Annotated in this window: 22 protein-coding genes; 9 read left to right on the top strand and 13 right to left on the bottom strand. The window is 38.7% G+C overall.

Features of this window, described 5'->3' with window-relative positions:
* Positions 1-6 precede the first annotated feature (6 nt).
* Together JML65_RS19795 and hflX are read right to left on the bottom strand one after the other, a co-directional pair.
* Positions 7-564: a DUF4919 domain-containing protein gene (locus tag JML65_RS19795; protein ID WP_237390943.1), complete on the bottom strand. Its 558-nt coding sequence runs from the start codon at positions 562-564 to the stop codon at positions 7-9.
* 71 nt (positions 565-635) lie between these two features.
* A complete protein-coding gene (hflX, locus tag JML65_RS19790; RefSeq protein WP_047484572.1) occupies positions 636-1,859 on the bottom strand; it encodes a GTPase HflX in 1,224 nt (407 codons plus the stop codon).
* 200 nt (positions 1,860-2,059) lie between these two features.
* Between hflX and JML65_RS19785 the strand changes: the two genes are divergently transcribed.
* The 4 genes from JML65_RS19785 to JML65_RS19770 all read left to right on the top strand — a co-directional run bounded on the left by JML65_RS19785 (position 2,060) and on the right by JML65_RS19770 (position 6,386).
* Entirely contained in the window at positions 2,060-2,767 is a 708-nt protein-coding gene (locus tag JML65_RS19785) for a LytR/AlgR family response regulator transcription factor (RefSeq protein WP_237390942.1), read from the top strand.
* 161 nt (positions 2,768-2,928) lie between these two features.
* Complete coding sequence (locus JML65_RS19780) at positions 2,929-3,414, top strand: T9SS type A sorting domain-containing protein (protein WP_202271821.1); 486 nt, start codon at positions 2,929-2,931, stop codon at positions 3,412-3,414.
* Between the two features lie 5 nt (positions 3,415-3,419).
* The gene (locus JML65_RS19775; RefSeq protein WP_202271820.1) at positions 3,420-5,969 is read left to right on the top strand and encodes a beta strand repeat-containing protein; all 2,550 of its coding nucleotides are present in this window, start codon (positions 3,420-3,422) and stop codon (positions 5,967-5,969) included.
* Between the two features lie 6 nt (positions 5,970-5,975).
* Positions 5,976-6,386: a hypothetical protein gene (locus JML65_RS19770; RefSeq protein ID WP_202271819.1), complete on the top strand. Its 411-nt coding sequence runs from the start codon at positions 5,976-5,978 to the stop codon at positions 6,384-6,386.
* Positions 6,387-6,478: 92 nt separating this feature from the next.
* Here JML65_RS19770 and JML65_RS19765 read toward each other — a convergent pair whose 3' ends face one another.
* Positions 6,479-6,913: an META domain-containing protein gene (locus tag JML65_RS19765; protein WP_237390941.1), complete on the bottom strand. Its 435-nt coding sequence runs from the start codon at positions 6,911-6,913 to the stop codon at positions 6,479-6,481.
* Positions 6,914-6,999: 86 nt separating this feature from the next.
* On the opposite strand from JML65_RS19765, the gene JML65_RS19760 reads away from it, so the two are divergent.
* Both JML65_RS19760 and JML65_RS19755 read left to right on the top strand, forming a co-directional pair.
* Positions 7,000-9,207 carry a S46 family peptidase gene (locus JML65_RS19760; protein ID WP_202271818.1) on the top strand — a complete coding sequence of 736 codons (2,208 nt, stop codon included), beginning with the start codon at positions 7,000-7,002 and terminating at the stop codon, positions 9,205-9,207.
* A 116-nt stretch (positions 9,208-9,323) separates the two neighbouring features.
* The gene (locus tag JML65_RS19755) at positions 9,324-9,749 is read left to right on the top strand and encodes a YdeI/OmpD-associated family protein (protein WP_202271817.1); all 426 of its coding nucleotides are present in this window, start codon (positions 9,324-9,326) and stop codon (positions 9,747-9,749) included.
* 22 nt (positions 9,750-9,771) lie between these two features.
* Here the strand turns inward: JML65_RS19755 and JML65_RS19750 are convergent, their stop codons facing one another.
* Positions 9,772-10,065 carry a hypothetical protein gene (locus tag JML65_RS19750; RefSeq protein ID WP_202271816.1) on the bottom strand — a complete coding sequence of 98 codons (294 nt, stop codon included), beginning with the start codon at positions 10,063-10,065 and terminating at the stop codon, positions 9,772-9,774.
* 214 nt (positions 10,066-10,279) lie between these two features.
* Here JML65_RS19750 and JML65_RS19745 point away from each other — a divergent pair, with 214 nt between their 5' ends.
* The gene (locus JML65_RS19745; protein WP_202271815.1) at positions 10,280-11,497 is read left to right on the top strand and encodes a spondin domain-containing protein; all 1,218 of its coding nucleotides are present in this window, start codon (positions 10,280-10,282) and stop codon (positions 11,495-11,497) included.
* Positions 11,498-11,799: 302 nt separating this feature from the next.
* Complete coding sequence (locus tag JML65_RS19740; RefSeq protein WP_237390940.1) at positions 11,800-12,618, top strand: GLPGLI family protein; 819 nt, start codon at positions 11,800-11,802, stop codon at positions 12,616-12,618.
* A gap of 17 nt (positions 12,619-12,635) precedes the next feature.
* On the opposite strand, the gene JML65_RS19735 is transcribed toward JML65_RS19740, so the two are convergent.
* Complete coding sequence (locus JML65_RS19735; protein WP_047484556.1) at positions 12,636-14,171, bottom strand: YifB family Mg chelatase-like AAA ATPase; 1,536 nt, start codon at positions 14,169-14,171, stop codon at positions 12,636-12,638.
* A gap of 151 nt (positions 14,172-14,322) precedes the next feature.
* Positions 14,323-14,676, bottom strand: coding sequence for a winged helix-turn-helix transcriptional regulator (locus JML65_RS19730; protein WP_202271813.1), 354 nt, complete (start codon positions 14,674-14,676; stop codon positions 14,323-14,325).
* Positions 14,677-14,747: 71 nt separating this feature from the next.
* Between JML65_RS19730 and JML65_RS19725 the strand changes: the two genes are divergently transcribed.
* Positions 14,748-15,599, top strand: a complete 852-nt coding sequence (locus JML65_RS19725; protein WP_202271812.1) for an EamA family transporter — start codon at positions 14,748-14,750, stop codon at positions 15,597-15,599.
* A gap of 33 nt (positions 15,600-15,632) precedes the next feature.
* Here JML65_RS19725 and JML65_RS19720 read toward each other — a convergent pair whose 3' ends face one another.
* The 7 genes from JML65_RS19720 to JML65_RS19690 form a co-directional block, all read right to left on the bottom strand.
* The gene (locus tag JML65_RS19720) at positions 15,633-16,763 is read right to left on the bottom strand and encodes a P1 family peptidase (protein WP_084086368.1); all 1,131 of its coding nucleotides are present in this window, start codon (positions 16,761-16,763) and stop codon (positions 15,633-15,635) included.
* A 655-nt stretch (positions 16,764-17,418) separates the two neighbouring features.
* Positions 17,419-18,381: a T9SS type A sorting domain-containing protein gene (locus JML65_RS19715; RefSeq protein WP_047484554.1), complete on the bottom strand. Its 963-nt coding sequence runs from the start codon at positions 18,379-18,381 to the stop codon at positions 17,419-17,421.
* 45 nt (positions 18,382-18,426) lie between these two features.
* Entirely contained in the window at positions 18,427-19,800 is a 1,374-nt protein-coding gene (locus JML65_RS19710) for a porin family protein (protein ID WP_202271811.1), read from the bottom strand.
* Positions 19,793-20,359: an RNA polymerase sigma factor gene (locus tag JML65_RS19705; RefSeq protein WP_202271810.1), complete on the bottom strand. Its 567-nt coding sequence runs from the start codon at positions 20,357-20,359 to the stop codon at positions 19,793-19,795. The genes JML65_RS19710 and JML65_RS19705 overlap by 8 nt, the downstream gene beginning before the upstream one ends.
* Positions 20,360-20,457: 98 nt before the next feature.
* A complete protein-coding gene (locus tag JML65_RS19700; RefSeq protein WP_115916810.1) occupies positions 20,458-21,036 on the bottom strand; it encodes a DUF4840 domain-containing protein in 579 nt (192 codons plus the stop codon).
* A gap of 213 nt (positions 21,037-21,249) precedes the next feature.
* Complete coding sequence (locus JML65_RS19695) at positions 21,250-22,665, bottom strand: efflux transporter outer membrane subunit (RefSeq protein ID WP_084086363.1); 1,416 nt, start codon at positions 22,663-22,665, stop codon at positions 21,250-21,252.
* Positions 22,652-25,810 carry an efflux RND transporter permease subunit gene (locus tag JML65_RS19690; RefSeq protein ID WP_047484544.1) on the bottom strand — a complete coding sequence of 1,053 codons (3,159 nt, stop codon included), beginning with the start codon at positions 25,808-25,810 and terminating at the stop codon, positions 22,652-22,654. Before JML65_RS19690 ends, JML65_RS19695 begins: the two co-directional genes overlap by 14 nt.
* Positions 25,811-25,821: the final 11 nt, after the last annotated feature.

The following is a 25,821-nucleotide window of genomic DNA, read 5'->3' as shown; positions in this document are numbered from 1 at the left end:
ATTAATTTATGAATCTAAATAAAGTACTTTGATATAGGTTTTAACCCCTTCTTTTTCCCAGATGTCAAACATTCCGTCTTTGGAAGGTTTTGAACCTCTGGTGTAATCCTGCCCAATTTTCAAAATATTCAGCAAAATATATTCGTCTCCCACGGAATTAACCAGATAAGCCGTTTTTTCAGATTTACCATCTCCGGAGCTTTTTATTCCATCCGCTAATGAACGGAACTGATTCAAGTGGTGCATAAAATTGTTTCCATCTTTGATAGAATCATAAGCTCTGAGAAGAATCAGCAGAATATCGAGATTGGTAGGATCTGTACCATACAAGGCTTTTCCCTGCTTTATACAGTCTTCAAAATTATTTTGTTTAAAAGCTTCTGCCAGGCTCTTAAAGCGGTCATCCGAGGTGATGATTTTATCCATTCTAAAATTCCTTCCATAGTAAAGATACTGAGATTCTATACTGTCTAAAGATCTTGGAAGTCCCTTGTACTTAAAAATAAGTTTTTCATAATTGTACGGGGAATCACTCTTGTTTAGACTTTTCTCAATAGCTTTCATATCAATTTTTGATTTCTGACTGAAGCCAAAAACCGAAAAAAATATGAATAGAAGAAAAAAGGGATATTTCATCAATTCTTGTTTTCTTCGTCGTCGTTATCGAAATACTCGAAAAGGAAATCGTTGTATGGGAATCTGGAAATATGAATTTTCATAACCTCATCGTAAATCATCTTCTTCATTTCCGGGAAGTTTTCTTTCGTCAGTGCAGAGATGAAAACAGTAGGATATTTAGATTTTGCCATCCATGTTTTTTCCCATTCTTCAAGAGAAATATTTCTTTTTGTACCTGGAGTCAGATCATCTTCATCTTTTTTCTCATAGCTGAAATCATCAATTTTATTGAAAACCATGATCATTGGTTTTTGATGAGCGTTGATTTCCATTAGGATATGATTCACAGATTCTATATGGTCTTCGAAACTTTCGTGAGAAATATCTACAACATGAATCAAAAGATCCGCTTCACGTACCTCATCCAATGTGGATTTGAACGATTCTACCAGCTGAGTGGGTAGTTTTCTGATAAACCCTACGGTATCGGTAAGTAAAAACGGTAAATTGCCAATCACAACCTTTCGTACGGTAGTATCCAGCGTTGCAAATAATTTATTTTCAGCAAAAACTTCAGATTTTGACAGGGAATTCATCAGGGTAGACTTTCCCACATTGGTGTATCCCACTAAAGCTGCACGAACTACTTTTCCACGGTTATTACGCTGGGTAGCCATTTGCCTGTCAATCGTTTTCAGCTTATCTTTCAATAAGGTAATCCTGTCACGGATGATACGACGGTCAGTTTCAATTTCCGTTTCACCGGGACCTCTCATCCCGATACCTCCTTTTTGACGCTCAAGGTGAGTCCACATTCTTGTCAAACGGGGTAAAAGATACTGATACTGTGCCAATTCCACCTGAGTTCTTGCGTACGAGGTTTGTGCCCGCTGAGCAAAAATATCAAGAATAAGGTTGGTTCGGTCCAAAATTTTAACTTCCATCTCTCTTTCCAGGTTTTTAAGCTGGGAAGGAGAAAGTTCATCATCAAAAATGACGGTTCCTATTTCATTTTCTTTTACGTATTCTTTTATCTCAATTGCTTTTCCGCTTCCGATGAAGGTTTTGGAATCAGGTTGGGTTAATTTTTGAGTGAAGCGTTTCTGTACGGTTGCTCCTGCTGTGAAAGCCAAAAACTCCAGTTCGTCCATATACTCCAGTAGCTTTTCTTCATCCTGATGCTGTGTAATAAGACCCACCAAGACTGCTTTCTCATAATTATGTTCTTTCTTTTCTAACATGAAATTCTATCTATGTTTATGATTTTTACAAGATAATATTTTTCAGAAAAAAAACAAAATCAAATTTTATTTAATAACACTTTTTAATATAATTTTAAGTCCGCTATAGTATTGTTTCATAAAAATCAATAACTTTATGTAATAATTTTAAGATTTTAAAATCTTAAAATTAAAATAGTTAGACTAATTGCCAGAAGATCATGATTACACAAATTAAGTGTATGATTATTGATGATGATGAACTGGATAAGCTGGTTCTTCAGCATTATATCAGACCGTATGAAAATATAGAAATTGTCGCTTCTTTCGATTCGGCAGAAAAAGCAATTCCCTATCTCGACCTTCCCATTGACCTTCTTATTATCGAAACCAACTTAAAGGGAATGAGTGGTCCGGAATTCAGAAAACTGGCCCATAAAATACCTGCCTGTATTTTTGTGAGCTCCCATCCTGAGCTGGCCGCTACTGTTTTTGAAATCAATACCCTGGACTTTATAACCAAACCTCTAACAGCAGAACGGTTTCATTACTCCATGCAGAGGCTTTTTGATTTTTTCAAAGTAAAAGAAAAGTGCGATTGCTATGATGCCCTATTTGGGGAAAATTTTATTAAGATAAAAGAAGGTGGTAATATTTCTCAGATCAGGAAAACAGATGTTTTGTATCTGGAAGCCTTGAAAGACTATACCCGGATTATCACACTGGAAAAAAATCACTGTATCCTCGATTCTTTAGGAAACCTGCTTCTTAAAAACTTCTTTGATTCTTTTGTAAGGATACACCGCAGCTATGCCGTACCCAGACATCTTATCCGTGGAAAAAGCTGCCATGAAATAGAATTAACCCACCACATCAAGCTTCCGATAGGTAGAGCTTACAAAAATAACCTCTCCTTTTTCGAGCCCTAAAAACACAGACTTTCTTCAACAATAATTCACAAAACGCCATTGGTCGATTATTTCTGCCGTTGGTCTATTTTTCCATAATCCGATGTGCATAGGTGGTAATTTAGTCTTCCCAAATTTGCCCTTAAAAAAACTTTTTACTAATCACCTAAAAACTGCTATTCATGAAAAAAAAATCTATTTATTGCCTCACCTTGCTTGTATTTTCTGTCGTCATCTTTCGGGCCCAGTCAGCACTTTTGGCTACCGGAGCGGATGCGTCATCAGGCAATGGTTCTGTATCTTACAGTATAGGCCAGACTGCATACCTCAACAAAGGTACTCCCATTCAGCTTATTGAAGGGGTACAGCAGGGGTTCGAAATCACCACCCTTTCCTCCCAGGAAGCTTCATCAGATCAAAAAGATCAGAAAGACATTCTTATTTACCCTAATCCTTTTAAAGAATATTTGTATCTGGATTTTACCACAAACGATTATAAGAATTCAGAATATCAGTTATTCGATTCTCAGGGCAAACTGATCAAAAAAGATATGATTTTACAATCAAAATCTGAGCTTAATTTCTCTGCACTGCCTTCTGCCATGTATATTATCAGAATTAGCAGGAATGGAGAAAACATTAAAACTTTTAAAATCATTAAAAAATAAATGCCATGAAAAAAATATTACTACTGTCCTGGATTCTCTTAGGCTTCTTTATGGGGCTTTCACAGGCTCCTGAAAAAATGAGTTATCAGGCCGTCATGAGAAATGGTGTCGGACAACTGCTAAGCAATCAGGCCATCGCTGTCAAGGTAAGTATACTGCAGGGTTCTCCTGCCGGAGCAGAGGTTTATTCTGAACGACTTACCGGAAATACCAATACCAATGGTCTTATCAGCCTTGAAATAGGAACGGGAACCATTATTACAGGAACATTTGCTTCGATCAACTGGTCATCAGGAAACTATTATTTAAAAACTGAAACCGACCCTGCGGGAGGAACCAACTATACTATTACAGGAACCAGCCAACTGCTAAGTGTTCCGTACGCTATGTATGCCAAGACCGCAGGAAACAGTGGCGGTACCTTTACCATTCCTTATACCAATACGGTAAATAATGCTTCTACTTTGTTTTCATTAACGAATGATGGAGATGGAACTTCTTTAGAAGGGACTAATAATACAGCCACTTCAAGTATTGCTGCAGTAAGAGGAATTGTGACCAGTACGGGTCCCGGAGGTTTTTCTTCAGGGGTACGCGGGATCAATAACGGAACCGGAGGCCTTGGAGTAGGAGTTTGGGGAAGCCAAAACGGAAGCGGATGGGGTATTTATGGTGTTACTCCCAATGGATTAGGGGTGTATGGAAATTCCAGTGGAAATGGATATGGGGTATATGCAAACAGCAATACAGGAACGGGACTTTCTGCGACCAGTAACAACGGAATTCCTGCTAACATTGCGATCTTCAATAATGCGAATAACAATAATGTTCTTAATGCTTCTACTCTAGGAAATGGAACGGTCATCAATGTGACAACTTCCGGAAACGGAACCGGTGTTTTCAGTTCAACAGGAAGTGGCTTTGCAGTACACGGTATCACGTCTGCCCAGACTTCTGCAGGGATTATAGGAGATAATAGCGGAGCCGGTGAAGCAGTGGTAGGAAGAACAACCAGTGATATTGCCGGAGCTGTAGTGGGTAGAAATGACGGAGGTGGATATGGGGTAAGAGGATTTATTGCCACCAATGCCACCGGAACCGGTATAGGAGTTTATGGACAGGTAGGTTTAAATAACAGTACAGGCCGTGCAGGCCGATTTGAAAATCTGAACCAAACCAATACAACCAATAATACGTTTGAGGTAGAAACTAATGGCAATGGAAACATCCCTGACAATACACAGGGGAATGCGGCCTCTTTTCTTGTCAACAACACCAATAGCGTTGGAGCGGCAGTAAGAGGACAAGTCAACACTATTTTCGGAAACTTTGGAGCAGCAGGTGTTTTCGGTATTTCTTCCGGAACAGGAGGTTTTGCCGGTTTATTTCATGCTTCTAATCCTTCAGGTAACGGAGCCGCACTGGTTGCTATTACGGATGGTAACGGAAATGCAATTACCGCTAATGCGAGCAAAAACGGTAATGGTATTGAAACCAATATTGATGGTAACGGAAATGCATTGTATGCCTGGGTTCCATCTTTTGCAACCGGACGTGCCGGACGGTTCAATATTTTTAATGATGCCAATACCAGTGATGTAATTACGGTAACCACAGTAGGAAATGGTACTGCAGGAAACTTCAAAGTGGATAAAACTCAGGGAACTTCTCCGGCAGTAAAAGGGGAGGTCAATTCGATATTCGCCAATTTCGGGACAGCCGGTATTTATGGTTTATCATCCGGAACCGGAGGATACGGAGGTTTATTTTACTCATCAAACGCTTCAGGAAATGGTCCCGCTTTACTAGCCTTAACAGAAGGAAACGGAAATGGGATTACGGCCAATGCCGGTGGGACGGGTGATGGTATTGAAGCCTCTTGTGATGGAAATGGTAATGCGATCTCAGGTTTTATACCCAATTTTGGCACAGGTAAAGCAGGGAGATTTGCGAACTTCAATAACAGTAACGGCCAGCCGGTAGTACATGTAACCACTACGGGGACGGGCTCTACCTTACTTGTCAATCATCAGGGACCATCCGGTGATATTGCCGTCTACCAGAGTGCTTCAACCAATGTAGCCAGAATCAACAAAGCCGGAAGAGGATTTTTTAACGGAGGAACACAAGCCAGTGGGGCTGACGTTGCCGAAGCTTTTGATGTGGAGGGAAAAATTTCCGAATATGAAACCGGAGATATATTAGTGATCTCAGTAAATTCTGACAGAACCGTAGAAAAATCATCAAAACCCTACTCTAACCTTGTTGCCGGTGTATATGCTACCAAACCGGGAGTACTTCTTACGGAAGAGCATATTGATACCGATATCTCAGATAAAGTTCCTATGGGTGTAATCGGGGTAATTCCCACTAAAGTATGCCTGGAAAACGGAAAGATAAAAAGAGGTGACCTTTTGGTGACTTCTTCAACACCGGGAGTAGCCATGAAAGCCAGCCTTAAAAAGGTAAAAATAGGGCAAGTGATTGGAAAATCCCTTCAGGATTATGATCAGAAAGAAATTGGAAAAATTCAAGTATTAGTCAACATAAAATAAACCGTCATGAAAATAGTATATATCACATTGTTATTATTCTTAAGCTCCGTTATCTATGCCCAGGAAAATAAACAGGCAGCACAGACAGAAGATCAGGCTCAGGTTTTAAAACAGGCAAAGGAACAGGAAGCAAAGACAGTAAAAGACAATCAGGAAAAAACAGAGAAAAAAACTTCCTCAACGGCTCTGGTTTCAGATCAGGGACTGGAAGTGAAAAAACAGGAAGCAAAACCTAAGGTACCCTCTGGTTCCGGGAAGTTACTTCCCAATACAGCAAACCTTGAAGAAATAAAATCAACAATTCCCAACAGACAGGCATCCCGTAATACAACGAATTCTAGGAACACAAATAATACAACAGGATTACCCAATACTGCAACGCTGGAGCAAATAAAAAAAACAATTCCAAAAAACTGATAACTTAAAAGCTAATAACCTATCTAGATTTTTCAAACAAAAGAAGTCCGCCAATCCGGCGGACTTTTATATATTGGTAATGATAATTAAGATTAATCCCAATCAGCAGCTACAAACTTCATTGTATTTCCTTTCTCATCAGAAAGTGTCAGAAAATGTCCTTCTACAGTGTATTTGGTCATCGTATCAAATTTCTTTTGAAAAGAAGTTTCCAGCTCCATATTCTGACAGGCCATCATGGTACTCGCTCCATTTGATATTTTTACTTTCCCTCCTTTTTTAAATTCTAAAGCAAAAGACATTCTGTTGCATCCCATGTAAGCACTTCCCTGAATTTTACCATCTTCCATCTTCCCGGTGAGGTTGATTTCTGCTTTATTGGCAATCAGCAGATCTTTAGAAAAACCATCTAAAGAAATCAGCATCCATTGTCTCTGAAGGGCAGGATTTTTATCCGGCAGAGCAGAGCAATTTAAGACAAGACCCAGAAATAAAACGGTAAAAAGTGATACTAGTATTTTTTTCATGCGCATTATCATTCCATTTTCATACCAATCTGGGACTGAATATCGTAAAAATTAGTAAATTAGCGACACAAAAATTATATTATAAAATGAAAAGACTATTTCTACTATTCACTTTCTTGCTGAGCTTTGCTCAGATGAGGGCGGATGAGGGGATGTGGCTGCTAATGCTCATCAAAAGACTTAACGGTGTTGATATGCAAAAAGAAGGTCTACACCTGACGCCTGAAGAAATTTATTCAGTAAATAATTCAAGCTTAAAAGATGCTATTGTAAGCTTTGGAGGTTTCTGTACTGGTGAAATTGTTTCTGACAAAGGACTGATATTTACCAATCACCACTGTGGTTATGGCGCTGTGGCGGCTGCTTCTACACCAGAAAAAGACTATTTGAAGAATGGTTTCTGGGCAATGAAACAAAAAGACGAATTTAATGCAAAGGATCTTTATGTAAGATTTTTAGTAAGAATGGATGATGCTACGCAGAGAATCAATTCTAAACTAAACAACAATATGACCGGAGCAGAGAGAAAAGCTGTTATTGATGCTGAAACAAAAGCAATCCAGACAGAAAACTCTGAAAACGGAAAATATACTGTAGTGGTAAGAGATTTCTTTAACGGAAATGAATTTTATTATTTCGTATATCAGGATTATAAAGATATCAGATTAGTAGGTGCTCCACCTTCCTCATTAGGAAAATTCGGTGGTGATACTGATAACTGGGAGTGGCCAAGACATACTGCTGACTTCACAGTCTTCAGAGTATATGCTGATGCTGCAGGAAATCCTGCTGAATATTCTCCAAGCAACACTCCTTTGAAGCCTAAGCATTTCCTTCCGGTTTCTCTTAAGGGAATTAAGCCTGGGGATTTCTCAATGATCTTAGGATACCCTGGTAGAACTAACCGTTACCTGACTTCTTACGGAATTCAGCAAATGGTAAACAAAGACTATCCGGCATGGGTAGAGGCTTCTAAAGTGGCTATGGACGTAATGAAAAAGTATATGGATAAGGATAAGGCGACTCAGCTTAACTATGCTTCTCAATATGCTTCTGTAGCGAACTACTGGAAAAACAGACAGGGAACTATTGATGCCGTAGATAAAAACGGAACCATCTCTGACAAACAGAAAATTGAAGATACTTATAAAAAATGGGCTGCAATGCCAGGAAACGATGCTTATGATGGTGTTCTGGAGGATATTGGTGCTTATTACACGCAGGTTTCAGACAGAAATGTTGAGAGAAACTATGCTTCACAGTTTGCAAGAAACACAAAATATATCTCTCTTGCTTTACAGGTAGGTTCTGCTCTTAAGGCTTATGCTGCTCAGGATATGCAGGGAAGATTAGCGATGAAAGCTAAAACAGAAGCTGCAATCAAAGGTGCTTATGAAAACTTCAATCCTTCTTTGGAAGGAGAGATGCTTGCCGCTATGACAAGTCTTTACCAGGCAAGAGTTAAAAATAAAGATGTAGCTTCTGCTACTATTTTAGGATTAGACGCTAAAACGGTTTCTAACCTGGCTTATTCTTCAATTTTTGCTAACAAAACTTCTGCTACGAACTTCTTATTGAATCCGGATGCATTAAAGCTTGATGCTGATCCACTTTGGAAAACAGCTAACGGAATCATGGCAGATCAAAAAATGAGCACTGAAAGATATGTTAAGGTAGATGATAATTTTGCAAAAAATAACCGTCTGTTCTTAGCTGGATTAATGAAGGCTATGCCTGAGAAAAAATTCTATCCGGATGCTAACTCTACTATGAGATTAACTTATGGTACTGTAGATAAACTTCCTATCAGAAATGACAGAAATTATTTCGGTATTAAAGATAACTATTATACAGACATGACTGGTCTTGTAGGAAAATACAAGAAGGGTGATGAAGAGTTTGATCTTCCTCAAAGAGTGATCGACCTTTATAACCTTAAAGATTTCGGACAGTATGCAGATGCTGCAGGTTATATGCCTGTAAACTTCCTTTCTAACAACGATATTACAGGAGGTAACTCTGGTTCTCCGGTAATTGACGGTGACGGAAACCTTATCGGTATTGCTTTCGACGGAAACAGCGAGGCATTAAGCGGAGATATCGTATTTGAACAGGAATGGCAGAAAACAATCAACGTAGATGTTCGTTTTGTTCTTTGGACAATTGACAAATATGCTGGTGCCAGAAGATTAGTGGATGAGCTAAAGCTTGTAAGAAGTGAAAACACTCCTGCTGATACAAAATCTAAAAACTCAGGTACGACTACAGCACCTAAGAAAATAAAGAAAAAATAATCTCTTTTGATCTATTTTTAAAACCGTGAAATTTAGTTTTCGCGGTTTTTTTATTTTTGAATAATAAAATCTTTCATCATGATTCCTAAAACAATAGAGTTTACAGCCACCATTCAATGAATGCCGCCTATGTAGAGTTTCCTTTTTCTACTGAAGATGTATTTGGAAAAAAAGGACTGGTCAGGATCAAGGCTGTTTTTGACAGTCAGGTAGAATACCGGGGAAGCCTTGCCAAAATGAAAACCGACTGCCACCTCTTAGGACTAACCCAGGAAGTAAGGAAGCAGCTTGGAAAAACTTTTGGAGATGAGGTTTCCGTTTCTCTTATGGAAGATAAGGAGGAAAGAATTATAGCCATTGCAGAAGATATTGCTTTTATCTTTAATGAAAACCCTAAAGCCAAAACAATATTCGACAGCATGAGCTACACTCACAAGAAGGAATACATCCGCTGGATTGAAGAAGCTAAGAAGCCTGAAACAAGAGAAAATAGAAAGATCAAAATGATACAGATGATCTTAGACGGTAAAAAGGGAATATAGCATACGCCTCCTTTTCTTTGTCTCAAATTTTTAATTCTGCTTCCAGATACTGAACTCCCCCACCATTGGTAACGGTGATGAATCCGTCATAATGAGCAATTCTCACCCCCAGTTCATTGGTAACTTCTTTGAAGTATCCCGTTTTTTCTGTATTGTCGGGCATTATATTTTTTTGCCATAAAAACGTGGCAGACTGGCCCCTTTTATTTTGAAATACCAATGAGCCCAACGTACTTCCCAATCCGAATGATTTAATATCTACCACCGCGCTTTCATTGGCTACAAAATCTTTAGTTAAAACAATAAAACTATCCATTTAATATTTTTTTGATTATAAGTTAATTCTTAGGTCAAGAGGTGCATTCATACATCTATTTTGTCCTGCTGCAAATATTGTCCTGCCTAACGACAAAACTCGACGTATTATTTACTAAAGGTCAACTCATAAGAAAATAATTATTTTTTTGTCAGGATGTTAGAAAGTCTTCGACTATAGTTTTAGCACAGTTATAACTATAAAAAATTATCTTATGAAAAAGAACTTTTTAAAATGTACAGCAGCAGGTCTTATCGCTGCATTTAGTCTTTATTCATGTAACGATTCTGATGATGACATGATGGGAAATGTGTCCTTTCAGAGAAGTATTACTTTTGAGAATGTTGTCACCCCTAAGGACTTTGTAGAAAGTGGCAGCTTTCAGGGAACGGGACAGCCGGTGATCTTACCGGGACAATCGGTTTCTATTAAATTCAGCGCAGGAAAAGCTCAGTCTTTAATGTTTTCAACTATGTATGGTGCTTCCAAAGACTGGTTCTTTGCCTCTAAGCAACCCGGAATACAATTATTTGATAATAATGGGAATGCCATAGCTGGCGATGTTTCGTCAGAAGTACTTTTATGGGATAATGGAACCAAAGACAATATGACGGGATTAGCGGAAAGCAAACCTATTATGCAGGTTCCTAATGTCATTGCATCACAATTGATGAAGCTGAATCTTGCTTATAATGATGTAACGTCTGAGTTTACCCTAACCATTACCAATACTTCCGGTGGAACCGCTCATGAAACACCTTTTTCTCCCGGCGTCTGGGCTGTTTCCAATTACAATGGTTCTCAGCTATTAAACAGCACTCCATTCTTTATGCCTAACACATTATCCAACCCTGAGATTACCGATATTGCCCAAATGGGAAGCATCACAAAAATGATGACAAAACTAAATGCGAATACGGGAATTATGACAGGACTCTCCCCTGCTTTGGTGGTTGTTTATCGAGGTGATAAGAACCCGATCTATGAATTAGGAAAAAAGGATAACGGAATGGGGTTAAAGGAGATTGCACAAATGGGAAATGTTGCCAAACTTCAGAACAGTTTACAATCTTCACCGAACGTGAAAGGGGTATTCATTGCCGGAAATGCACCTGTATCACCAGGAAGTAAAGTTACTACCAGCTTTAAGGCAGATCCGGGCGACAAAATTGCTTATGTTACCATGTTTGGATTCTCCAATGACTGGTTCTATGCCAATGAACAGAATATTGATGCCAATATAAAAGGAGACGTTACTTCCGGAACAGCTTTATTTGATTCCGGAACCGGCATTGATCAATATCCGGGAGCGGGAAACCATCAGGCTTTATTTGGAGGAACTCCACAGAGTGAAAATATGGTTATTTCCAAAGTGGGAACATCATATCCGGTTCCTGCTGTACAAAATGTGATCAAAGTAACCGTAAACTAGTCGTACAATAAAAACATACATTTTGATTAAAAGGTCAGACAGTAAGTGTATTGTCTGGCCTTTTTTATTTTCATAACCGGTAATGAAGTTTTAAAATACTTCACAGGCAGACCTATTTACGTACTCAAACAAAGTTTATTGACAACTGAAAAAAATTCATTTAAATCATAGTACCTCATCAATTCTGATGAAAATTGTGTTAAAAAAAAGAAAGTATAAGTTATTTTGTTATAATTCCATTAAAAAGCAGATTATAGATCAAAAAAAGGATTAGTTTTTGGTATAATTCTGAAAACACATTGATGATTAGATTCGCTTATTTATTTTTAATGTTATTAGGTGCAAGTGTAAATGCTCAAAGTAATAGGTTCTACTATGAATTAAAATTTAAGCCCGACACCATTGCTGCTTATGAATTAAAGGAATTTTTCATTACCGACATCAACCCTAAATCGGTAAAATACTATTCATTAATTGATCAGAAAAATGATAGTATAATGAAAAATCCAAGCTCAGATTCAGAATACGAAAGAACGAAATTGTATCACTATATCAGTAGAGAAAGAAACAGTTTCAATAACACAAATTATTTCATCGTTGGCAATATAACTGCCCAAATGAAAACCAATGATGAAATGAAATGGACTATTCTACCTCAAACAAAAATGCTGGATAAGCTAAAAGTACAGGCAGCTGCAACCAACTTTGGAGGCAGGCAATGGACAGCATGGTTTACAGACACGATCCCAATTCCCGAGGGTCCTTATAAATTTCGGGGGCTTCCGGGTATGATCCTAGAAATATATGACAGCAATAATTATTTTCATTTTACATTGGTCAAAAATAAAAGGCTAGATAAAGAATATGATACTTTAGGGATTGTAGAAACCCATTTTGGGGAAAAGCCCTTACTCATTGATAAGCAAAAATATATTAAACTCAAGCAAACAGGATACAACAATCCTTTTGAAGACATGATCAATAACAAGATAACATCGTATACTGACGAGAATGGAAATGAAGCAGCTTATGATTACAGACAGATGACATTAGAAAAACAACGGGAACTCAAAGCGCTCAACAATCACATCGAGAAGGAGTTTATAATGCAATATAAATAGAAAGCTTCATGTTGGAATTATCCATTCCAGAACTCCCTGTCCAAACTTCTGTATTGTATAGCTTCGGAAATATGATAAGACAGGATTTTCTCAGCTTCTTCAAGATCGGCTATAGTTCGTGCTACTTTCAGGATTCTGTCATATGCTCTGGCGGAGAGATTTAATTTTTCCATAGCTAATTTGATAAGGCTGAAAGAGGCTTCGTCTAATTCACAAAATGCTTCAATTTCTTTAGGACCTATCTGTGCATTACAGCTGATATTCAGGTTTTCATACCTTTTATTCTGAATATTCCTTGCCTTTACTACCCGATCTCTTATCTCTTTGCTTTTTTCACCCTTCCTTTTTTCGGAAAGTTGCTCGAATTCCACCTTCTGCACTTCTATATGGATATCAATTCTGTCTAAAAGCGGTCCGGAAAGTTTATTCATATACCGCTGCATTTCGTAAACAGAAGATGTATTACTGGGGTCATCCGGAAAGAAGCCACTTGGGCTGGGATTCATTGAGGCAACCAGCATAAAACTTGCGGGATAATTGACCGTAAATCTGGCTCTTGAGATGGTGACCTCACGATCTTCCAATGGCTGTCTCATCACTTCCAGCACGGTCCGTTTAAATTCCGGCATTTCATCAAGAAATAATACTCCATTATGGGCAAGAGAAATTTCTCCCGGCTGAGGGTAGCTTCCTCCTCCCACCAAAGCAACATCAGAAATCGTATGGTGTGGAGATCTGAAGGGGCGCACAGTCATTAATGAAGCTTCGGTTCCTATTTTTCCTGCTACAGAATGAATCTTTGTGGTTTCCAATGCTTCTTTCAAGGTCAACGGAGGCAAAATACTGGGAACTCTTTTAGCCAGCATGGTTTTTCCACTTCCCGGAGGACCGATAATAATGATGTTATGCCCTCCTGCTGCGGCAACTTCCATAGCTCTTTTTGCGGCTTCCTGTCCTTTCACTTCAGAAAAATCAAAAGGGAAATCATTGATTTTATCCTGAAATTCTTTTTGGGTATCTAATGTCAATTTTTTAAGTGCCTTTCCCTCATTAAAAAAATCAATGACTTCTTTAATATTTTCCACTCCATATACCTCCAGGTCATTAACAATTGCTGCCTCGCGGGCATTCTGAACCGGAAGAATAATCCCTTTAAAGCCTTCTTCTCTGGCCTGGATCGCAATAGGAAGAACTCCTTTTATCGGCTGAAGGCTTCCATCTAAAGAAAGCTCGCCCATAATGATGTAATGCTGGATTTCTTCAGCCAGAATCTGATCGGAAGCCGCCAAAATACCAAGAGCAATGCTCAGATCATAAGCAGATCCCTCTTTCCTGAGATCCGCAGGCGCCATATTAATTGTAATTTTCTTTCCGGGGATTTTGTAGCCCACATTTTTAAGGGCCGCAGATATCCTGTAGCTGCTTTCTTTGATCGCATTATCGGGAAGACCTACCAGATGATATCCCACTCCTCCCGTATCTACATTCACTTCAATAGTAATCGTCTGGGCAGCAACTCCGTGAATGGCACTTCCATAAATTTTTATCAGCATGGGTGTGTTTTTTCAAGTAAATATAACCAATAAGCTATTTTAGAAAATTGAATTTTGCCTTGATAATATTCTATAAAAAACAGAGATAACTAAAAACATATCAACGAAATATGCTCTCAGAATAGTCTTGAGATGAGTATGACATACAATTTTATTCTGTCAATCTATTCTGACCTCCCCAATAACAAAGCTGGCGCAATAAAGGAATTAACGAATCGGCCTTTTGTGTAAAGGTGTATTTAATTCCTTTCGGTATGGTTTCAGAAATTTCAGCTTTCTCAATAATCCCCTCCTTCTCTAACATTTTTAATTGTCTGCCCAGAACCTGGTCAGAGATATTTTCCAAATCGGTTTTTATCAGACTAAACCGGTTGTTTCCATGGGCAATAGAAAAAATAATCTGCGATTTCCATCGGCCGCTAATTAACTGAAGGACATAATTAAAATCACAGGTATTTAGCAGGTATTGGCTATTTATGCTATTTGTTGAATTTTCCTTTTCCATTCTACTAACAATTTTGTTCGTTATTGCCCATTGTTAATCATTGTAGCAACTTTGATACAAAGTTATAAATAATGATAAAAAAAATAAATCAGCATTCACTAGGCATTTATCTGGTCATTTTAGCGATGGCCTGTGTGCAGTCAGGAACTGCAATAGCCAAATTTTTATTCCCTGTTTTGGGTCCTGCCGGAACTGTAAGCTTAAGATTGGGAATTGCATCGCTATTGCTCTTGGTCATTTTTAAAGTAAAAATAGTTGGCAGAAACAGATTTGACTATGCCTGGTGTTTATTATACGGACTTTGTTTGGCAGGAATGAATTTGTCCTTCTATTATGCCATTAAATTCATTCCGATGGCATTAGGAACTACTATAGAATTTACAGGTCCCTTAGCCTTAGCGATCATTCTATCAAGAAAATACCAGGATTTTATTTGGGCGGGTCTTGCGGGTTTAGGCATTGCTTTAATTACTCCCTGGAGCAATACAAATGGTATTCATCTAGGAGGTATAGCACTTGCTGCCTTAGCGGGCACATTTTGGGTTGGATATATTCTATGTGGAAAGCTGGTGTCCCAAAAAATGAAATCTATTGATGCCGTTGCTTTAGGGATGGGGTTTGCATTCTTACTGGTATTACCATTTGGGTTAAATGATGGTTTTGTTGAAAAATTAAATATCAAGTGGTTATTATTGGGGGTATGTGTCGCTTTATTATCCAGTGCAATTCCTTTTAGTTTGGATATGAGGGCTTTCAAAAACTTATCTTCAAAAACCTATAGCATCCTTATGAGCCTTCATCCGGCTCTGGCAGCACTATCAGGGTTTATATTCCTGGGAGAGCGTTTAAATCTAATTCAAACATTAGCTGTACTCTCCGTAATTATAGCCAGTATAGGATCCGCAATTACGTCTAAAAAATAGCTGTTATAATCATTCCTTACCATAGGCCGATCGCTATTCTATATTTAGCCGGTTATACTTTTGTAAGGCATCAATAAGTAAATCATGGGGCAGTGCAACAGCTGTATTACCATTTACCCCTTCCATTGTTCTCGCAGCTACCATAGCATTAATTATAGATTCTTCAACGACCTGAGCTGTTGCTTCGAAGAGCGGTGTCATCTGATCATTCGAAATCGTTTCTACCTGTGTATTTTCATTTCGGTTAAAAGCATCTTTGTTGGCAGTAGAAAATGCCAGGAATATTTCCCCGGAGCCATTTGCCCCACGCCCTCCGACCATTCCTATGCCTATCGTTACCCTTTGGGCAATTCTTTTTAACTGATGAGGTAAAAGTGGTGCATCTGTAGCTATTACAACGATAATGGAGCCATCTCCTTCCTGCCTTCTTGATGTAGGCGGTCCATTAAAGATAGAGCTTTCAAAATCCTTAAGTTCCAGCCCTATAGGAACTCCGGCGATCGTAAGATTCTTTTTAATCCCAAAATTAGATTGTACAAGAGCTCCCACAGTATAGGAAGTGTCTTTTATCCGGGCTATTCTTGATGAAGTTCCCGTTCCCCCTTTGAATCCGAAGCTCATCATTCCTGTTCCGCCACCCACATTTCCCTCTTCCAAAACTCCGGAAGAAGCATTGTTAATGGCCTCCAATACATGTTTTTCTTTTACATGAAATCCATATATATCATTGAGGAATCCATCGAAAGTTTCTCCAACAACAGGATAGGTATACCACCAGTCATCTGTCTTATACCAATTGATATCTACATACCATTTTAAAACACTGTCTAAAACAGTCCCCACACTATTGGTATTGGTAAGCATGATGGGAGATTCTAAAAAACCAGATTCTGTAATCCAGGTTGTCCCTGTCATTTCCCCATTCCCATTCAGGCTATACCAATTTGCGTAAACAGGGCTGAATTTCTTTTCTTTTCCTACCGGAAATATTGCCGTCACACCCGTTCTTATTTTTATGGGATTCTTGCTGGCTGAGAAACTGATGTCATCAGAAATAATAGTACTGTACCCTACTTCCACACCTTTAACATCCGTTATTGAATTATATTCTCCCGGAATTCCCTCAAATGGAATTCCTAAATCTCTTGCTCTTAATTTTTTCATCGCTAAGTCAAATTTAGATCAATCAAAATTCCATAAGTATTTTATCATTTACAATAACGAACTAAATTGTGAGTACAATGAAACAGGTTGATCTGTAGTTTATTATTCTGGAATATACTTTGCGGCTGGCATTACAATGCCGCATAGCCAAAAAATGCAAGAAGTGCGGTCCCTATTATCCCGGAGAAAAGAAATGAAAAGAGTTTGAAATTATTTTTTGATTAAAAAGATGAACGCAAAGCTTATGAATAATTCCGCTTTATTTTAAATGGGCAAAGTGGTGCGACTTTGTCGCTGATGAAGATGTATCCATAGGCTTCGACGAATCAACGAAGTTGATTCTATCCTTTGCTCTCTGAAAATATGGATCATGAAGCTAGAGCTTTGCGTTAGAAAAACACATCATCAGTACATGACCTTTTTAATCAAAAAAATCATTAAAGAATGTGATTTGGAATAAGAAAAAACATTGTTCCCCCTCAGAGAAAATAGTAGCAGAACTCAACACAGGTAAGGGTTTGTAATGATGGATATATGCACAAATATAATGCCTTCCCGTGTATTGCTGTAGATTGTATGATCGCTAAAAAAATCGGTACAAATAAATTGTACCGATCCTCCACTTTAAAACTAACAAAAAAGATTATTTAATCTTCTACTTTTTTATGAATTTATTTTTATAAACGTTGCCGTTTGAACCTTTAGAAACAATAATATAGTTACCTGGAACAAGATGACTTACATCAATGGCCTGGTTGTATTTGTGATCGTTTTTCTGCAACACTAGTTTTCCGGACATATCTATAATTGTAACTTCCTTATAAACTTTATCAGATTCTTTTCCGATATAAAGGAACTGGGCTGTAGGATTCGGATAAATTTTCAGGTTATTATCTTTCTGCTTTGTTTCTCCTGTTCCTAAATTTTCGCAGAATTCCCAGTTTCCGAAATTCAGCTGTACGAATGAAAAAGGATCCAGCATTTCACATTGGTCCGGGCAGTACTCAGTACAGGCATAGAATCCATATTTTCCGGTTTCTGTAGCCGTAAAGGAATCTCCATTCACTCCAGCGATGATACAAGGGTCTCCCGCAACCGGAGGATTGCTGCCTGGAACGCATTTAAACCAGGTATGATTGCCATATACGACAGGAAATATATCATCAAACTTTACAGAAGCTCCATTACATACATTCACTACCCCAAGATCCACTTCCTCATAAGTTCCGGGTGTATAGGTAGACATCATCGCCGGAAGCCCATACACAAATCCATCTGCCATAATTGCAGGGCTTTCCGCAGTACAGTCTCCCTGTGTAACGGCTACTTTAAAATAATACAGCTGGTCGTTTCCATTAATCGTGAGCTGCTGTGATGTGGCTCCGGGAATTGCTACCCACGGATTATTATTGGGAGTCTGCCACGTCCATGCCTGCTTATACCACTGGTAACTGCCAAATGCCTGTGTAGATAGTATTTCATCTTCTACATTACAGAATAAAATCTTGTCCGGAAATTTTACTCCAAGCCTGGGGCTGGTAATGGTAGGATTACACTGTGCTTTGATACTCAGCACACTGAATACTAAAAATGTTAAAAAAATTAGTCTTGTTTTCATATTTATACATTTAATGTGAGTGTAGGTGTGATCAATAATTTATATTCAATCGAGCAGCAATCTGATCCCGAACTTTACATTAAACTGTAAAGGTTTCTCTTTATAGACTGTATTCAGCGCGTTATTTTCTTTGAAATGATATCCAATTCCGGGTTCTGCATACACTCCGAATCTGTCGATGACTTTCAGCTGAAGTCCAACCGCTGTATTTACTGAAAACTGCAGGGATTTATTATCCAGGCTTTCTTTTGTCGTCTCCTTTATTTCGTCATCTACTACATAGTTCGTGGTAAGATTTCCCCCAACAGGTTTTTCTACGAGCGCCCCTCCTGTAACATATCCTGTAAACCTTCCTTTCTGAACTACGTTATAATTAACCTGAACAGGAATTCCTATATAATGGACCGTCTGCACTCCCTTTATATAATTGGTATGGCTTCCGGAATGAAGTTCCGATGTCAGTTTCGTATAATTCAATCCTGTCCCGATTCCCCATCTTTTCCCTAAATTATAATAAAGGGACAGCCCCAGAGTAACCGGTATTTTATGACGGATCTTCGCTTCCACAGGCTGGCTTTGGTTGGCCAGCAATACTTCGGTAAGCGGGTTATCATCATAGGTGGAAGTAGTCCACACCTGTTCAATATTCATCGGTTTTCCACTCATAGAAGCATACCCTGGAAACTGTTGTTCTGCAACATTTGATGATGCGTTTCCTGTGAGCATACTCAACATCCAGGATTTCTCAGGCTTAGATTTTTTGTTTTCAGCATATTTTTCCTTCTTCTTTTCCGGTGTAAAAAGAGCTTCCTCAGCTTCCTTCTTTTTCATTGGCTCATCTTCGGCTTTCTCAACCAGAAGAGGCTTTTGAGAAATTTCAGTCTCTTGCCGGGCCTCTACTTTTGTTTCCGGAACTGTGGCTATATCCTGAACGACCTCTGCATCATTCTTTGTTTCCTTACTGAAAAGCTGTATATCATTTATTTTTTTTAACGTTCTTTCTATTGTTGTTTCTGCCAATGAAGCCCCGGTGCTCATCTGATCTTCAGCAACAGAGCTGCCCCGGTCTTGCGGGTTTTCTATCCCTATATTCTTTTTTACCTTTTCTTTAAGGCCATCTGCATTCTGTGAAATGGTTTCAGGTCTATCTGTATGAGAGTCAATCTGCAGTACAAAAAACAGCAGTACGGCGGCAGCGGCGGCACCACCAATACGGTAAAATAAACGCTTGTCGACTACTTTATGGCCATTATTATTTCCTATCTCATGTTGTTCTTCAGGAATAAAACCGGTAATCATCTTATCTTTATCTTCTTCAGAGAATAATTCATCTCTGATGTCATCCCACAATCCTTCCGGAACATCCTCTTCATGGTCGTCCATTCTGCTTCGCAGGTTATTTAACCATTCATTATTCATATTGTGCTTTTTTTGACATTTTAAACTCCTTTATTTTCTGAACAAGCAATCCTTTTGCCCGATGAAACTGTGACGCAGAAGAATTCTCTGCAATTCCCAAAAGCCCGGAGATTTCTTTATGGCTTTTTGTTTCAAATACATACAGGTTAAATACCGTTCTATATCCATCCGGAAGCGACTGTATCATTTCCATAATAACAGCCTTTGGAATTTCCTCAAAATCAGGTTCTTCATCATTAGGAAGATCCGGGAGATCCTCTATTTCCACTGTTGATTTTGTATCTGCATTCTGCTTAATATGCTTTAAAGATTCATTGACCACAATCCGGGTCATCCATGCTTTTAAAGAACCGTTTCCCCTGTATTCAAAAGAGTCTATTGAACGAAACATTTTGATAAAACTGTTCTGCAGCACATCATGAACATCCTCCTTTTCAGTCAGATAACGGGAACAGATATAGGTCAGATTACCGGAGTAGGCTCCGAAAAGCTCTTTCCATGCGGCTTCCTCCTTCAAAAGAAGGTGTCTTACCAAAATCTGTTCTTTATTTTCCTCCATGTAGAGCTACCGTATCCGATTGAATATTGATTAAAATTTTTAAGCAAAAATAGATTGCATCATATAAAACACAATCCATTTTTGGTAATATTTATTATTTAGTTCTTTATACAGAGTGGAAAATTATAATTGATTGTTTCAAAAGGATCTAATATGACCCCGTCTACAGTAATCTTTTCCGCAGCCAAAGCATATCTTAATGAGTGATCCATTCCTACAAAAAATCCTTTCTGCTTGGCAGTCAAAACAACTGTTGTATTCTTATTTACACCATCTACCGGAATTTTAAATTCCAATACCTTAGGCGTAAAAACCAACTCTATAACATTATTTGCCGTATTTACCGTTGCCGTATACTGCAGATCATATTTCACTTTTCCGATTGCGTTGAGAGCCGTTTCTGCTTTCGCCGGGTCTTTCACTACAGACTTTACAATTTCTTTGATAGGAAATTCAGCAAATGAGATGGTATCTTTTTTTACTTTAAAATCTACTATTTTCTCTGTTCTGGAATTGCCCTGTACTGTGATCAATCTTCCTTTATAATTCCCTTTAAGGTCTTCCAACTTTACAGGAGGGATCTCCGGACTATCATTATCAAGACATGAAAATAAAGTGAGGCCTGCCAATACAACTAAAACAGCCATAAAAATTTTGGGTACTGTAAATTTCTTCATTACATTATTTTTTTACATTAAACATTTCTTATTCTGAGTACTCACTTATATAAACCCCATTCTTTTAAAATCTTGCACAGAATTTCAAAAAAAGAATAAATGTTTTCATAAAACACTGATTAACAGAGTTAAATATTTACAATTACAGATTCTACAAAACAAAAGGAAGCTATATGATATAGCTTCCTCTCTTATTGATCACTTATTTACCTTCTACTCTACTCCTCCGCCCAGTGCTCTGTATAGATCAACCTCAGCATTTAACTTTTCAAGGGTAACGTTAATAGCTTCAAGATCATTCTGAAGTTTATTATTTTGGGCCGTTATTACCTCTAAATACGTTGCCATACCACTTTTATACAGCTTAAGTGCATCATTAATTCCTTTATCTAAAATGGCTGTTCGCTGCTCTAAAAGCTCTAATCTTTCAGAAGATCCTTTAGATTTTGCCATAGCATCAGAAACTTCTCCAACGGCAGTCATTACCGACTGTTTAAAATTGATGGCAGCTTTCTCCTGTTCTATCAAGGCTGTTTCATATGCTGTCTTTAGCTGCTTTTTCTGAAAAATAGGAGCAGCAAGATTAGCAGCAATGGCCTTGGTGATAGAACCGGGAATGTCAAACCATGAGCTGAACTTATTAGAGTTTATACCTATTTGAGGAGATAAACTTATACTGGGATACATGGCTGCTTTCGCCAATCCTGTTTTTGAATTCAGGCTGACAACATTGAGTTCTGCCATTTTCAAATCCGGTCTTCTACTCAATAACTGCGCCGGTAACCCTTCTGACAGTTTATTTTCAGGAATCATGGTTTTCAATGTTCCCTGCCTTTCTACTCTATCCGGATAGCCTCCACAAAGAATGCTCAACGCATTTTCCTGGATGGCAATATTCTGTTTTGCCAAGGGGATCAGCAACTCTGCCGTTTTCTTTTGAGCTTCCGATTGCTGCACCGCCAAAGAATTGATCTGTCCTGCTTTAAACTGGAGATCCATCATTTTTAGGGTACTGTTGCTTAGCTCAATATTCTGCTCAGCTATTTTTAACTGTTCATCTAAACTTATCAGATTATAGTAAGCCTGCGCCACCTGAACAACGATCCGGCTTTTTACAGCATTCAGATTTTCCTTTTGGGCAAAATATTCGGCAGCAGCAGATTCCTTCTGCATTTTTGCCTTACCCCATATATCAACTTCCCAGGAAAGCCTCAGACTGGCACTGAAATCATCCATATGCGTTGTTCCCGCAAACTGTTCATTAAGTGATCCGTTCAGGGTATTGGTAGAAGCCCAGCTTCTGTTGGCCCCTGCACTGAGATCCAGTGTTGGAAGAAGAGATAATTTAGCCTGCTTGTAGATCAGGTCTAGCTGCTCTATATTCTTTAGCGCAACATTTACTTCATTATTTCTGGTTAAGGCTTTATCTATTAAACCGATCAGTTTAGGATCCTTAAAGAACGTTTTCCATGGAAGCACCACCGTATCTCCTGTTACCTGTACGGATTCTTTATAAGTTTCCGGTATCTGAAGATCTGTTCTTGCATAAGGTTTCCCTACGGCGCAGGACACCAGTACCGATGCCATTGCGCCTGAAATAAGGAAATTCTTTATATTAAATATTCTCATTTGTCAATTGATTTTGGATTACAGGATACTTCTTTTTGGATGAAAATTTCTCGTCCAGATATTGGAAGAACATATACAGCACAGGAATTACAAATACTCCTAAAACGACTCCACTTAACATTCCTATCGCAGCACTCACACTGATCGATTTATTTCCTGAAGCCATTCCTCCGGTGGAAATCATCAGTGGAATCATTCCCACAATAAAGGCCAATGAGGTCATGATGATCGGACGCAGTCTTGCTTTCGCTCCTTCCAGTGCAGAATCCAGGATAGAAAGTCCTGCTTTCCTTCTCTGAATCGCAAATTCCACAATAAGGATTGCATTTTTCGCCAGTAGACCAATAAGCATAATCAATCCTACCTGTACATAGATGTTATTATCCAGTCCAATTGCTTTAATTCCAAGGAATGCTCCTACAATTCCCGTTGGAATGGAAAGCATTACTGCTAACGGGAGAATGTAACTTTCGTATTGTGCTGCAAGAAGCAGGTACACGAAAAGTAAACACAATCCAAGGATGACAGCAGTCTGGTTTCCAGCTGATTTTTCTTCCAAACTTAAACCGGTCCATTCATAACTGTAGTCAGATGGAAGTTTATTCAAGGTTGGTTCAATTTTATCCATCAAGGCTCCATTACTGATCCCCGGCTTCGGTACTACGTTAATGTTCAATGAATTATAAAGGTTATACCGCTGAACGGATTCCGGACCATATACTTTTTTCAAAGTGATTAGGGTATTGGCAGGAACCATCTCTCCTTTATTATTTTTCACAAAAATATCGTTAAACGCCTGCTCATCCATTCTGAACACACCGTCGGCTTTGATATTTACTCTGTAGAACTTCCCGAATCTGGAGAAATTCTGAGACTGATCTCCTGAGAAATACGTTTGTACTGTTCCTAATAGATTAGCAATACTTACTCCCAGCTGCTTCGCTTTATCTTCATTCACTTCCAGTTCAAGCTGTGGATAATCCGCTCTAAACATGGTATACGCATAAGCCACTTCCGGCACCTTCATCAACTGTCCGATCACATCATCTGCCTTAGACTTAAGAACCTGAGGATCTCTACCCATACGGTCCTGAAGGACAATCTCTGCATCATTGGTGACTCCATACCCTTCTACCGGCGGCATTCTGAAACTCATGACACTTCCTTCTTTGATGACAGATAGCTTTCCGTTAACAATATTCATGATCTCATCAATATCCTGAACAGCGCCTCTTTCTTTTTTAGGCTTTAATTTTACAAACCCCATTGCATATGCCGGGCCGGCACTGTTACTTAACAAGTTAAATCCTGTAATGGAAGTATTCTCCTGAACAGCATCTACTGTTTTTAAAATCGCATTGATTTTATTGGATACTTCAGTTGTTTTTGTCAAACCTGTTCCCGGTGGCATGCTCAATGAATAGATGAAGAATCCATCATCTTCCATCGGAACAAAACTTTTGGTAGTGCTTGACATCAACCATGCTGAAAGCCCTATAATTCCGGCTACCAATCCTGCTGCGATCCATTTTTTGCCGATTAAAAATCTTACTCCCTTTGCATAGCGTTCCGTCATATTATTGAACCCTGCATTAAAGGCAACTGCGAATCTCTGTCCGAAGCCTTTTGGTTTTCCACCTTCTTCTGCATGGTGGTTTTTCAAGAATACCGCACATAAAGCTGGTGTCAAAGTAAGAGCGTTCACTGCAGAAATAATAATCGCTATCGCTAATGTATAGGCAAACTGCTTATAGAATAATCCTGCAGAACCTGACATAAATCCAATCGGAATAAATACGGCAGACATCACCAATGTAATGGAAATAACAGCTCCTGTAATTTCACCCATCGCTTTGTGCGTAGCCTCTCTTCCCGAGAGATTGGTCCCTTCCATATTACTGTGAACGGCTTCTACCACTACAATGGCATCATCCACTACAATACCGATCGCCAGTACAAGGGCAAACAGTGTCAACACGTTAATCGTAAACCCTAATACCAAAAGGAAGAAGAATGTACCGATAATGGCTACCGGAACTGCAATGGCCGGAATAATGGTAGACCTGAAATCCTGTAAGAAGATAAATACAACAATAAATACAAGGATAAAGGCTTCTATCAGGGTAGATTTCACCTGTCCTGTTGCTTCATCCAATCTTTCTTTAGTACTCATCACCTTGGTGTATTTAATACCCGGAGGGAATGATTTTGAAAGCTGATCAATCGCTTTATTGACTCCTATCTCAATTTCATTGGCATTAGATCCTGTCGTCTGCATAATGGCTACAGTTACCGCATTCTTACCATTGGAAAGGTTATCTCCGGTATTGTTGATGGATCCAAATTCTACCCGGGCCACATCTTTAAGCCTGATTACATTGGTCCCGTCATTTTTAACGACCATATTTTCATATTGTTCCGGCTTATTCTTTTTTCCTTTGTATCTGATAACATATTCCAAGGCAGCATTTGATTCTTCTCCCAATTTACCCGGTGCAGATTCTAAACTGTGGTCTGCAATGGCATTGGAAATATCAGAAGGTTCCAATCCATAGGAAGACATCTTCTGTGGATTAAGCCAAATCCTCATGGAATAATCTTTAATTCCAAAGATCTGTGCCTGCCCTACTCCTTTTACCCTTTTAATCTGTGGAATAAGGTTGATATTGGCAAAATTCTGAAGAAAGGTTTCATCATATTGCTTATTATCTTCAGTATAGATATTGAAAATCAATACCATACTGTTCTGCTGTTTTGAGGTAGTAAGACCCATTCTCACTACTTCCTGAGGCAGGATCGGTGTGGCCTGCTGTACTCTGTTCTGTACATTTACCGCCGCCTGATCGGCATTTACTCCCTGTTTGAATATCACAGAGATGGTAAATGTTCCGTCATTACTTGCTGTGGATTTCATGTAGCTCATGTCTTCCACCCCGTTGATCTGCTCTTCCAAAGGAGTTACCACAGAACGGATCACCGTTTCACTGTTTCCACCCGGATAAGAACCTGAAACCGTAATGGTAGGTGGAGAAATGTCCGGGAATCTGGTCACTGCCAGCTGGTTTAATCCAATGATCCCCAAAATGACAATGATAAGGGATATTACCGTCGCCAGTACCGGACGGTCTATTATCTTTTTTAACATTTTCGAATTTT

The sequence above is a fragment of the Chryseobacterium sp. KMC2 genome (assembly GCF_016756935.1).
Lineage (GTDB): Bacteria > Bacteroidota > Bacteroidia > Flavobacteriales > Weeksellaceae > Chryseobacterium > Chryseobacterium rhizosphaerae.
This window is presented reverse-complemented; position numbering and strand designations above follow the sequence as displayed.